11 protein-coding genes are annotated in these 11831 nt (G+C 40.1%); 7 read left to right on the top strand and 4 right to left on the bottom strand.

The features are described 5' to 3' along the window. Window positions 1-22 precede the first annotated feature (22 nt). Window positions 23-1540, bottom strand: coding sequence for a thioredoxin-like domain-containing protein (locus tag ACM0OT_RS07665; protein WP_414563803.1), 1518 nt, complete (start codon window positions 1538-1540; stop codon window positions 23-25). A gap of 249 nt (window positions 1541-1789) precedes the next feature. On the opposite strand from ACM0OT_RS07665, the gene ACM0OT_RS07660 reads away from it, so the two are divergent. Further along, window positions 1790-2695, top strand: a complete 906-nt coding sequence (locus ACM0OT_RS07660; RefSeq protein WP_414563802.1) for a glutaminase — start codon at window positions 1790-1792, stop codon at window positions 2693-2695. Continuing rightward, complete coding sequence (locus tag ACM0OT_RS07655; protein ID WP_414563801.1) at window positions 2643-4178, top strand: MATE family efflux transporter; 1536 nt, start codon at window positions 2643-2645, stop codon at window positions 4176-4178. The genes ACM0OT_RS07660 and ACM0OT_RS07655 overlap by 53 nt, the downstream gene beginning before the upstream one ends. Window positions 4179-4180: 2 nt before the next feature. Here the strand turns inward: ACM0OT_RS07655 and ACM0OT_RS07650 are convergent, their stop codons facing one another. After that, complete coding sequence (locus ACM0OT_RS07650; RefSeq protein ID WP_414563800.1) at window positions 4181-4933, bottom strand: alpha/beta fold hydrolase; 753 nt, start codon at window positions 4931-4933, stop codon at window positions 4181-4183. 126 nt (window positions 4934-5059) lie between these two features. Next, on the bottom strand, window positions 5060-5572 hold the full coding sequence (gene fldA / locus ACM0OT_RS07645) for a flavodoxin FldA (RefSeq protein WP_414563799.1): 513 nt from the start codon (window positions 5570-5572) through the stop codon (window positions 5060-5062). Window positions 5573-6227: 655 nt separating this feature from the next. Between fldA and ACM0OT_RS07640 the strand changes: the two genes are divergently transcribed. Then, complete coding sequence (locus ACM0OT_RS07640; protein ID WP_414563798.1) at window positions 6228-6995, top strand: Uma2 family endonuclease; 768 nt, start codon at window positions 6228-6230, stop codon at window positions 6993-6995. A 200-nt stretch (window positions 6996-7195) separates the two neighbouring features. On the opposite strand, the gene ACM0OT_RS07635 is transcribed toward ACM0OT_RS07640, so the two are convergent. After that, a complete protein-coding gene (locus ACM0OT_RS07635) occupies window positions 7196-7456 on the bottom strand; it encodes a hypothetical protein (protein WP_414563797.1) in 261 nt (86 codons plus the stop codon). Between the two features lie 219 nt (window positions 7457-7675). Here ACM0OT_RS07635 and ACM0OT_RS07630 point away from each other — a divergent pair, with 219 nt between their 5' ends. From ACM0OT_RS07630 to ACM0OT_RS07615, 4 genes are all read left to right on the top strand, one after another. Continuing rightward, the gene (locus ACM0OT_RS07630) at window positions 7676-8050 is read left to right on the top strand and encodes a DUF4870 domain-containing protein (RefSeq protein ID WP_414563796.1); all 375 of its coding nucleotides are present in this window, start codon (window positions 7676-7678) and stop codon (window positions 8048-8050) included. Window positions 8051-8428: 378 nt separating this feature from the next. Next, window positions 8429-9271, top strand: coding sequence for a DUF2382 domain-containing protein (locus ACM0OT_RS07625; protein WP_414563795.1), 843 nt, complete (start codon window positions 8429-8431; stop codon window positions 9269-9271). A 311-nt stretch (window positions 9272-9582) separates the two neighbouring features. Beyond that, the gene (locus ACM0OT_RS07620) at window positions 9583-10434 is read left to right on the top strand and encodes a DUF2382 domain-containing protein (RefSeq protein ID WP_414563794.1); all 852 of its coding nucleotides are present in this window, start codon (window positions 9583-9585) and stop codon (window positions 10432-10434) included. Between the two features lie 363 nt (window positions 10435-10797). After that, on the top strand, window positions 10798-11694 hold the full coding sequence (locus tag ACM0OT_RS07615) for a DUF2382 domain-containing protein (RefSeq protein ID WP_414563793.1): 897 nt from the start codon (window positions 10798-10800) through the stop codon (window positions 11692-11694). Window positions 11695-11831 lie beyond the last annotated feature (137 nt).

The raw sequence follows: 11831 nt of genomic DNA, 5'->3' as shown, positions 1-11831 counted from the left end.
GCAAAGATTTGTGATTTTTCTTTTAAAATCTTTCGGGAATACACACATCTGGCGCACATAAACCAGGAAATTTTAAGGTTGTCACTTCAAAGGTATGCAAATCTACGCGGCGAATAGCGTGGTTATTAGTATCACTAATATATAGATGTGAATTTATTGCACTCAGTCCTGATGGTTCAAAAAAGCGTGTATTTTTTCCTATACCGTCTTGTAAACCGGCTGTACCATCTCCCAAAATTGTTTGACAATTACCTGTACTGGGACTGATTAATTTAATTTTGTGGTTGTAAGTGTCTGCAACCCAGAGATAATTTTGAGCAGATTCTATTCCTAAACAATGTTGCAATCGGACATCTTCTCTTTGTCCATCAACATCACCAAAACCAAATAATTCTCCACTACCGCAAATGGTTCTTACTTGCTGTGGTTCTATGAGTCCGACACCGCGAATGGAACTGATTTCACTATCAGCTATATATAATTCTTGTTTATCGGTTGTGATACCACTGGGTTGGGCAAAAACAGACTCGGTAAGGGAACCATCTACACAACCTTCTGCACCAGTACCAGCATAGGTTTTGATAATACTTGTTTCTAAATTTAATTGCCAAATTTGATGCGGGCCTGCCATTGCAATATATAGAATGTTTCCCACTTTTACTAAATCCCAAGGGGAGTTGAGGGCAATTTCTAAACCAGTACCACCATGAGGATGAATATTGCAACTTTGTTCACCAGTTCCGGCTATAGTTTCTACTATTTGATGCTTGAGGTCAACTTTGCGTAGGCTATGATTTTCGGTATCAGCAACATAAAGAATTTCATGGGCTTGATCAAATGCCATTCCTTGAGGTGCAAAAAACTGTGCTTGGTTATATGCACCATCATTTAAACCGGGTTTTCCTGTACCAATTATGTGGATAATTCCACCTTCATAGTTACTCATTACTACACGGTTGTGTCCAGAGTCAGCAATGAATAAACCAACTTTAGTAGCTAGAATTTTACCAGGAAAAGCTAGTGGCGTGATTAATGGTTGACGTTGTTTTTCTAAGGTTTGGCTGAGTTGTTGGAAATTAATAGTTCCTTTCTCTTGATGTTGATGAATTAACTCGGCAATTAACTGGTCTAAAGTCTCACGTTTACCTTCACCAGATACATAACCAATCACATAACTTTCGGGATCAATAATCATTAATGTCGGCCAAGCGCGGACAGCATATTCTTGCCAAACCCGAAAATTACTATCAACTAAAACTGGGTGTTCGATATCGTAGCGCAAGATTGCTTGGCGAATGTTTTCAATTTCTTTTTCGTTATCAAATTTAGCTGAATGTACACCAATAACTGTGAGACTATCTTGATATTTTTGTTCTAAATATTTTAGATCTGGGAGGATATGTAGACAATTTATACAACAGTATGTCCAAAAATCTAAAATTACCACCCTACCCTTGAGTTGTTTGAGAGATAAAGGCTTATCTGTGTTAAGCCAAGTATAATTTGGCGGTAACTCTGGCGCTCTGACACGGGGAGTCATAATTAATTCGTAATTCCTCAAGAAAGTTTTGGTTATTAGTATTGGGTGATACTTTTTTTATTTCAGAACTTACGCAAAAATAATTTAGTTTCGCCTTGGCGTAGGCGAAGCCCATCGTAAAGCCCTGACGGGCATAGCTACGCTTACCGCGTAGCGTCTCGGAGAGAAGATATCGCAAGAAAACAATACTCAGTTTTGTTTTTTCTACGCAGGCGTAATTCTCAACATTAATAGAAGACTGTATCACTTTTGAAAGGACTTGATAAATTAACTACTAAAGAGTTATGCACATGGGTAGAACAAGCCAAAATTCAAGCAGCCAAGGGACAAGTTTGCGATCGCATTCCCCAATTAGCTGTAGCTGATCCTCGTTGGTTTGCTGTTCACATCTGCTGTGAATCTGGGCAAAGTTTCAGTTACGGGGATACGGCTTGTGTATTTCCACTCATGAGTGTGATTAAGCCGTTTTCTTTACTATATCTATTGCAACATCTAAGTGCAGATATGGTTTTGCAATGGGTGGGAGTAGAACCATCGGCTGCACCGTTTAATTCTTTAGATCAACTCATAGCCGATAATGGATATCCCCGCAACCCCATGATTAATAGTGGGGCTATTACTTTAGCTGATAAGTTCCCCGGAAACGATGCTAATCAACGCACTCAATTATTCTGTCAATGGTTGAACCAAGCAGGTTGTCAACTCCAAGTGGATCAAGTCATGCTGGCTTCAGTCAGATTATCACGTTCTCCAGCTAATCAAGCGATCGCCAATTATCTCGCCACAGCAGGTAAGTTAGATAATCCAGAAATAGCTCTTGACACCTACGAGCAAATATGCTGTGTATCTGGAAAAGTAGAAGATTTAGCTTTGTTGGGAAAACTTTTAGCTTGTGAAAATAGCTGGTTAGCAACAAAACATCGTCAAATTGTGAATGCTGTCATGTTAACCTGTGGACTTTACGAAGCTTCTGCCCATTTTGCTGCCAAAATCGGTTTACCGATGAAATCAGGAATCGGTGGGGGATTGTTAGCAATAGTACCCGATGGAGGTGCCATCGCCTGCTACAGTCCTGCTTTAGATATGGTAGGAAATTCAGTAGGTGCGATCGCTTTTGTTGAAGCCTTATCTCAAGGATTTAATTACTGGAGGTGAGCATAACCTCTATGATATTAGTTGTTATTACTGCATTTTGCCTGGCGATAGCGCCAGCGCTGTTTCTTGGATGCCCGGAGGGCTTTTGTCAGTTCGCTCCGATAAGCGTTTGCTCAGGCTTTCCCAATTTGGTAACTCATTGATGATCCGCACAGAAATCAGGGAACTTTTACGCATCGCCATTCCCCTAGCAAGCGCTCAAGTTGCCCAATCTATTACAGGTTTTGTAGACACATTAATGATGGGTAGGTTGGGAGCAGAAGTTCTCGCAGGCGGGGGGTTAGCGTCAATCACCTTTTTTACCCTCTTGAATGTCGCAGCTGGAGTTGTCATGGGAGTTACTCCTTTGGTTGCTGAAGCTTATGGAGCAGGGCAAAAAAAACGCATAGAGCAGATTGCACATCAGGGATTATGGTTATCACTAGCATTGGCGATTCCGTCCATGTTTTTGATTGGACAGATGGGTGATTTAATGCAAATCCTGGGACAAAAGCCGATTACGGTAACTTTGGCAAAGAGCTATCTAGATGTTGTGCTTTGGGGATTATTTCCTGCTTTAGCATTCGCTACGTTGAGAAACGTTGTCTCTTCTCTGTCGCAAGCCCGTGCGGTGATGGTGATTGTCATTGCCGGAACGCTGTTCAACGTAGTAGGCAATTACGTCTTAGGATTTGGTAAATTTGGATTTCCCAAAATGGGATTGGCGGGTTTAGCTTTGGCCAGCGTTATTGCCCTGTGGGGGATGTTTATCGCTTTAGTTGTGTACATACTCCAAGACAAGCAACTAAAAACCTATAGATTCTTTCGAGATTTAAATCAGCTAAAGCTACTAATTATCTGGGAGTTGTTGATACTTGGTATACCCATTGGAGTGTCTGCCGCCTTAGAACTAGGACTGTTTACAATTGTTACCTACCTCATGGGCATATTAGGAACAGATGTCCTGGCAGCCCATCAAATTGTCTTCCAGACAATGTTTGTGATCTTCATGGTGCCATTGGGAGTGTCTTATGCCACAACTACCAGAGTAGGGCAGTGGATAGGACAGCAAAACACTGAAGGTGCAAAACAGGCAGGATATGTCAGTATCGGCATTGCGGCAGGATTTATGACGCTCATGGGGATCATCTTGCTGACATTTTCTCAACAAATTATTGGGCTATACGTGGATATTCGCAACCCAGAGAACAGGAATGTGGTGGCACTAGCAACATCAATGCTCAGTGTTGCAGCTTTGGCGCATCCTGTAGATGGAGTGCAAAAAGTCACCATAGGCGCACTCTATGGACTCAGGGATACACGAGTTTCCATGTTGTTGAGCTTTCCAGCATTTTGGTGTATTGGCCTAACAAGTGGCTATGTTTTGGGATTTCACTTTGGCTTGGGTGGTACTGGCTTGTGGGTAGGACAATCCATTGGTGTGGCGACTGCGGCGGGACTATTTATTTGGCGTTTTTGCCATCTGATATCACTCAGGCGATGATCTTAATATATAGATGTACTGGAAGGTTGTGCAGAGATGGCGCGCTCTCGCCTGCTGTGACATTCCCAGAAATTCAACATTTGCTCACCTACCTGTTGAGGATGAAAGTAGTGAAAAAAGTGATACCCCTGGGGAAATTCCCACATTCTATCCTCCGGCTTTAACCAATGGCGCCAGTCTTGCAATGCAGGTGGATTAACGATAGGGTCATTTTTGCTACCACAAACCAACATCGGCATAGAAACACTACTCTTAGGTAAATAAACTAATTTAAATAGAGAATGCTGTGAAGGCGATTGCTCTAAGTCTTTATCTAAGGCACTCATTAACTTTTTAGTGGTGTGAGGTGGTTGTTTACCAAAGAGAGTGCGAACACTATTAGCCAGAACTTGCTCACGACTGACAGTGAACAGTTGGCGTTGAAAGTAATAATGAGCGTGCCAAGTATTAGCAGGTTGGGAAGCCACAGCCAACAAAGTAAGCGATCGCACCTTTTTTGGATACCGACGAGCCAAAGTTAAAGCGATCGCACCACTCAACCCATGACCTGCAAGATGCACCGCACCGGGTACAGACTCGAGATACTCATGTAACAACAGCACAGCTTGATCAATAGAACTAGCTTCATCTTTTGCTTGTTGATACTCCCACTGAGCAATCTGCATATATCCAGCCAAGTATTGAAGTAATGGTTGATCAAAACGCTTCAAAACAGGACTAGCATTTAACCAAAGAACATCGAATAAGTCAGACATAAACCCCTAACATAGCTCAGTTATCAGTAACGAATCTAAGTTTTGTAATTACGAATTACGAATTGGTATAAAGCATTGCCCAGTTTTATTTCCCATCCCCAACAGGCAATGCTATACCTCTATTGTCTATAAACCAAATTCCGTCTTCAACTGAGCAACCCAAGCCTTAATCCGCTCATCCGTGAGATCAGATTGATTATCATCATCTAGAGCCAACCCACAAAACTTACCATTTCGCAAAGCCTTAGAATCGCTAAAATCATAGCCATCCTTTGACCAATAACCCACAGTTTTCCCCCCCTGTTGGGCAATCTTTTCCTCCAAAATACCGATAGCATCCTGAAAATTATCAGCATAGCCAATCTGGTCACCAGTACCAAAATAGGCAACAGTTTTCCCACTAAAATCAACGTCATCTAAATCTTGATAAAGACCTTCCCAATCGCTTTGTAGTTCACCGATATTCCAAGTAGGACAACCAATAATCAGACATTCATACTCATCAAAATCAGCAGTATCCGTTTGAGAAACATCGTGTAACGTCACAACATCACCACCAAACTCATCCCGAATCATTTCCGCAGCAGATTCAGTTTTGCCAGTTTGAGTACCGTAAAATAGACCAATTTTTTTCGACATTTTTACACCTGATAAATAGTTTTTGAGAGGTTAGAGGCTAGGGTCTAAGAAGTGAGAAATTACTTTAGTCCTACCCCTGATCCCCAGGGGGCCCCGATTTCCCCAAGTCATCAAAAAAACAAACTGCTATTGGTTAAGCACCGCCATGCTTGTCATGACGTTAGCTCCTGAGAATTTTGGGATTGACTGAGATATCTAAACAAGTTAATGACTATCTATCTCAATAAGTATTGGGAATATAGTATCAGAATTATTGAAAGTATTTATCACTTAATTTATGAAAATTTTATGAAAAACAATATACGCCAAGCTGCAAAATGCCTGCCAAAACTAGATTTCTAGCTATTTAGATTTAAAAAATTAAAAAAATAATTATAAAAAATGCTAGTAAATCTCAATAAGGTCATGGTAGAGTTAAAGCTACCTACACAATGTTAATAAACCTTCCGCGTTCATGAGGCTGAATCCTGTTTTGCACATCTGAGATCACAAAACTGGGATTTGGCTATTTTTCTCTGGGGAAGAAGATTAACAGAGCGATCGCCTCTCGTCTCTCTTGATTGTTAAACTAAAACATAACCCTCACTGCCAAGCATTCAATGTATTTCTAGGGTGTTTAAATTTTGAATAAATTTTGAATTTGGAGCGCAGCAACGTGACTTCTGCAACCAATCCAGCCACTGAAGAACTAACTCCATTTCCAGACCATACTCAGCTACCAGATTCTGATGGCACTTTTGTGTTCGCGGAGCGTGCCGAAGGCAAAAATTGGCAAGAGCATCCCCAAAGCATTTTATTGACTGACTCAATTACGCCAATATTGAAGCAATTACATCCTGAAGGTGAATATTGCATTGGTCAAGACTTAGGCATATATTGGCGTTTGACTGACCCTCCAGAGAAAGGCGCAGAAGCACCAGATTGGTTTTATGTGGGGAATGTTCCACCTCTACTGGATGGACTCACACGTCGGTCTTATGTATTGTGGCGAGAATTTATTGCCCCAACGATTGTTTTAGAATTTGTCTCTGGGGATGGGAGTGAAGAACGCGATAAAACTCCTTGGAAGGGGAAATTATGGGTTTATGAACAAGTGATTCACCCAGCTTTCTACGGCATTTATGAAGTGCAGAAAGCCAGTGTGGAAGTTTATGAATTAATTGGTGGACAATATCAGTTGTTATCGCCAAATGAACGGGGTCATTATCCCATACCACCTATGGGAGTGGAGTTAGGGATTTGGCAGGGAGAATATCAAAATACGGATTTACCTTGGCTACGTTGGTGGGATTTGCCAGGTAATTTGTTATTGACTGGAGAGGAACGTGCTGAACAAGAACACCAACGCGCTGAACAAGAGCGCCAACGCGCCGAGCGTCTAACTGCTCAATTGCGTGCTTTAGGAGTGGAACCAGAAGCCTAGTGTTTGATTAAAACTTCCTGCAATCAGTCATTCAGTATTTTTTCGGAAGCTGCGATCGCTTATACAAGAAATAGGATGTGGCTGAACCACCAGTAATTAATGGTTCACCTCTGATATTTTTGTCTAGAGGCGGTTTACTAGATTTATTACAATTATTGAATGATGAAGTTTTAGTGCCTTGAGGGAGAAACAAAGAACAATTAGCCATGCAGGTTAACTTGTTCTTGTAGCCAGGGGTCTACAGGTTCTCCATCTTTGCGTCGCAACTCAATTTCCACTACCATCACTTCTTTGGAACCAGGGGGTGCGGGTTTTTGATGAAAAATAATGTCATAGTCTTCAGGGTTATGTTTGCGTTCTTTCAACCAGTCCTGCACTTTGGTGGTAGCAAAAAATGATTGCCCTTGCTCGAACATACGAGTAATCTGCATTTGCAATGTGTACGGATTTATGCGACCCATTTTCTATATCCTGGCTTAAGTACTTAAATATTCTATTTTTGATATCCTGCTGCTATGATAACTCTGCATTGCCGTCAAGCGATGCCTACGCACCTGCTCACCGTGTCAATATCGCTAGGGATAGCCAGAGAAACTGCCAGAGTACGGTAAACTGCAATATTAAAGCTACGGAATGTTCGTTAAAATCGTACTTATAAACTGATTTGAGGAGCCACCAGGATGCAAGTTGGATACGATTCTGACAAGCGTAAGTTGCTGTCATCCCTGTGTCACGGGGCGATTTTTTTTAGTACAACATTTTTGTCAATTGGGGTGCCAATTGTCATTAACTTACTCTCCGACGACCCCGTTGTCAAAAGCAACGCTAAAGAATCGATTAATTTTCACTTAAATGTTTGGTTCTGGGCAACCATAATAGGAGTTCCATTAGGCATTCTATCTTGGCTCACCTTTGGCATTGGGGGAATTTTATTCTTCCCCGTTGTCGCCTTTGGCTTTGCACTGCATTGGGGATTAACTATTTGGGCCCTATTGCACTGTTTCAGTCGGCCAGATGAACCATTTCGTTATCCGTTTATTTTTCGACTATTCTAATGAAATAGGGACTAAGGGCTAGTACCGCTTTGGAAGTCAAAAGGAGCCAGCGCCGTGGGCGGTTACGCTTCACTGTACTAGCCTTAGCGCCTTTATTTTCATGATAGAACTGCATATAAAACTCCTATTTAATTTATATTGGCGTAGCCTGCGCTATGCGCTCAAAATCTCAGTACAACATCAAAATATTTGTCTCCACCCCTACTCCCCACCTATGCAAATAGGTATGAATACGTCACGCCAGCTATTAAATATTCATAAAGGATGAATCATAGTCCATAAAATATATACCTTGAATTCAGCCGCCAGCAGGAGGCAGACTCACACCATAAATTTTATGCTGATGGGTATATAAATATTTGCAATAACTTGAAACTTATGCCTCTCTACAAACTGGCTGAATTTGATCCTAACTACCGCGAAACCTTTGGCGGCGATGATGTTAAATCGTTGGATCTCTACACCGAAGGAGGTATGAAAATTGGCTCAGTTGCTGATGCCTTAGTTGACCAAAATGGACGTTTTCGGTATTTAGTTATCGATACAAGCATAGACTCTATTGGGAAAACAATATTACTGCCAATTGGGCTTTCTCGCATCAATTATCCCGCTAAACGTGTTGAGGTGGATGGACTAAATAAACAACAAGTAGAGCATTTACCAGAGTATAGAGAAGGTATAACAGTTAATGAGGATTACGAAAAACAGATACGACGTGTTTTTCGCCCTTCTACCACCGAACAGGCTTCTGAACTTGAGATGTTCAGTTATCAAAAAGAACCTAGTTTATATAATTTAAACGAACAATCTCATCAAACACTCAAATTATATGAAGAACGCTTAGTTGCTCAAAAGCATCGCGTCAAGTCTGGAGAAGTAGCAGTTAGTAAGCATATAGAAACGCAAACTGCACAAGTAACAGTACCTATTACTAAAGAACGTGTTTTAATCGAGCGAGTTCTACCAACAGAAATAGGAACAGTGGTAGATTCAAACTCCTTGCAATTCCAAGAAGGAGAAGTAGCACGCATAGAATTGTACGAAGAAACGCCTGATATTCGGAAAGAAGCGTTCGTTCGTGAAGAAGTGAGAGTTAAAAAAGTTGTAGAGCAACAAACAGTAGAAGCCCAAGATACAATTCGCCGAGAAGAATTAGATATTGATACTAAAGGCGAATTATATGTGGATGGAAATGGGGAACAAAAACCAGAAAAAATGTAAATTTTTTAGCGAAGAAGTTTGGTGAACAAATTTCATATAACAACATTGTGTAGGCAGAGTAGATTGCTACTTCTGCCTGTATTTTTAATGTAGGGTAGCCAGTGTTTTGTGGAGGTTTTCTCAGTTGTACTAACTTATTTAGTTTGTTTATGCTAACTTATCCCATATATTTTTAGACTTGTAATATTACAGATATAACTTTTGATATTTTTATTTCCAATTAATTCAGTCGATAGAAGGAGGTAAAACAGTAAAGAAAAGATTTATTTTGTTTAGTAAGAGATGGCTTGAAACCTCAGAGGTAAAATATAATGGTTCTACAAAGATTATTAGACTTTGATCCCAAATACCGTGATAATTTTCAAGGTAATGATATTCAAGGAATGAGTGTCTATACAGAAAACAGTGATGAAAAAATAGGTACTGTTAATGACATATTAGTTGATGATGAAGGTCATTTCCGCTACCTAGTTGTTGATTTAGGTTTTTGGATTTTTGGTAAAAAAGTATTACTACCCGTTGGACGTTCTCGTATTGACTATAATACTAACCGTGCTTACGCCATTGGCATGACAAGAGAGCAAGCAGAAGATTTGCCAGAGTTTGACGAAGGCAAAATGTTAGATTACGACTACGAAGAACGAGTACGTGGAGTTTATCGCAATCCTAAGTATAGCAATACATCTGTAGGTACAGGTGTAGGCACATCACCAAATTACAGTCGTGACAACTACACTTACGATAAAGAGCCTGCTTTGTATGGGCTAAATGAGCAAAATCATCAAACCCTGAAATTGTATGAAGAACGGCTAATTGCCAATAAAATACGCCAGAAAACTGGAGAAGTAGCAATTGGTAAGCACGTTGAAAGTGAAACAGCAAGAGTTTCCGTACCAGTAGAAAGAGAGCATGTGGTAATTGAGCGTGTGACTCCTGAAAATGCTGGTAGAGCTGTTCCCAGTAGCGAAGCCACATTCCGTGAAGGTGAAGTTGCTCGTGTAGACATTCATGAAGAAACGGCGGATGTTCGCAAAGAAGCATTTGTGCGTGAAGAAGTCAGAGTTAGCAAAGTTGTAGAACAAGATACAGTTGAAGCTCAAAAAACTATACGTCGTGAAGAATTAGACGTTAATTCTCCTAATCTCCCCATTGAAGAGCGCTAACTAATATATCTATAGCAATCCTATTTGATATCCGAAAGAATATGATTGCTATATGACGTGAACACTGATTAGTTACATAGGAATCTTATTTGATGTTTGAAATAATATAGGTAGGGTAAAACTCGCCCAAAATACCTAGGGTGTTTACAACCTAGCTTACTGATTTTTTGATATATCGTTTAAGATTCCTCTAGTACAGGTAAGGTTATCTCTGTATGAATTATCCCGCTTTTGATCAGCCTACACCATATTGGGGATACTTCTTGTTTGATTATTCTTACCTGTACTAGTAAGCGCTAAAAATAAGAAACACATAAAAAATAATTAGTATTTTATCAAGCATTTCATCAATCTTAATTAATTATGAATGGCCAACCGATTGCGAATAACTTGAAACAAGTCAGCCAAATAACTAGTATCCAAACCTTATTGGAGACATTAAAAAATAAGGTTAAAGGTTTTGTTGTAATTGATAGGCAAGGACAACTAGTAGGTAAAGTCAAGGATATTCTTTTAGATGCTAATCGGCGGCTCAATCTTGTAATATCTCAACAGTTACATCAAACTCAGGTCAACGAAAATACACAATCGCTAAATAATCAGCGATTAGTTTTGCTATGGAGCCAAAAAATCCAGAAAATTGACAATCATGCCAAATCTGTTGTCATCAATCTAGAAAAATCAGAAGTAAAGAATATGCCTGAATATTTAGGAACAGGAACTCCAAGTGAACAAAAAAGATCGGGTAATTATTCAAATGAGCCAAATGGGAATAACCAAATTATCAACAATCAGATTGAGATAGCATCCTCAGAAGAAGTAGACGACGAGACAATTATTCGTTTGATAGAAGAAAGGTTGATTGCTGATAGTCATAGGCGTAAACTTGGTGAGGTAATTATTCGCAAAGAAATCGAAACTCGCATGGTACAAGTACCTGTGCGGCGTGAGAAATTAATTGTCGAACAGGTGGGTGCAGAACATAAACAACTTGCAGAAATTGATTTAAGTCAGGGGGAAATTTCTGGGGTTGATTTAATCGAAAGAGGCATCCCAGAAGGTGTAATTCTCGATGGTAGTTTAGCCGTGAGTGGTGAATTTACTTCACCGAAAATTGCAAGTTTGCTTTTAAACGCCATCGCTCTAGAAAAAAAACACGGTTGTCAGCAGGTGAGAGTGACAATTGCGGTGATAGATGAGTCACGGCAAAAAAAATACCAGGAGTGGTTTGACCGCTGTTCTAAAGGTGAAAAACTCTAATCGAAAAACCTAGCTGTTAGCTAGTATTTTCATAGGGTTGGTAATCATACCTGCCCTATATTTTTTTGCGGGTGAATAAAAGCGGATATTTTTTTGTAAGCATTCTTGCTAAAAATAATCCTAAATTTAGAATATTT

The organism is Anabaena sp. CCY 9613 (genome assembly GCF_963920895.1).
Classification (GTDB): domain Bacteria; phylum Cyanobacteriota; class Cyanobacteriia; order Cyanobacteriales; family Nostocaceae; genus Cyanocohniella.
This window is presented reverse-complemented; position numbering and strand designations above follow the sequence as displayed.

What these genes read in the sequence shown, in the direction of transcription:
- ACM0OT_RS07665 (WP_414563803.1), bottom strand. Translation starts at nt 1,540, where the DNA reads ATGACTCCCCGTGTCAGAGCGCCAGAGTTACCGCCAAATTATACTTGG.
- ACM0OT_RS07650 (WP_414563800.1), bottom strand. Translation starts at nt 4,933, where the DNA reads ATGTCTGACTTATTCGATGTTCTTTGGTTAAATGCTAGTCCTGTTTTG.
- fldA (WP_414563799.1), bottom strand. Translation starts at nt 5,572, where the DNA reads ATGTCGAAAAAAATTGGTCTATTTTACGGTACTCAAACTGGCAAAACT.
- ACM0OT_RS07635 (WP_414563797.1), bottom strand. Translation starts at nt 7,456, where the DNA reads ATGGGTCGCATAAATCCGTACACATTGCAAATGCAGATTACTCGTATG.
- ACM0OT_RS07630 (WP_414563796.1), top strand. Translation starts at nt 7,676, where the DNA reads ATGCAAGTTGGATACGATTCTGACAAGCGTAAGTTGCTGTCATCCCTG.
- ACM0OT_RS07625 (WP_414563795.1), top strand. Translation starts at nt 8,429, where the DNA reads ATGCCTCTCTACAAACTGGCTGAATTTGATCCTAACTACCGCGAAACC.
- ACM0OT_RS07620 (WP_414563794.1), top strand. Translation starts at nt 9,583, where the DNA reads ATGGTTCTACAAAGATTATTAGACTTTGATCCCAAATACCGTGATAAT.
- ACM0OT_RS07615 (WP_414563793.1), top strand. Translation starts at nt 10,798, where the DNA reads ATGAATGGCCAACCGATTGCGAATAACTTGAAACAAGTCAGCCAAATA.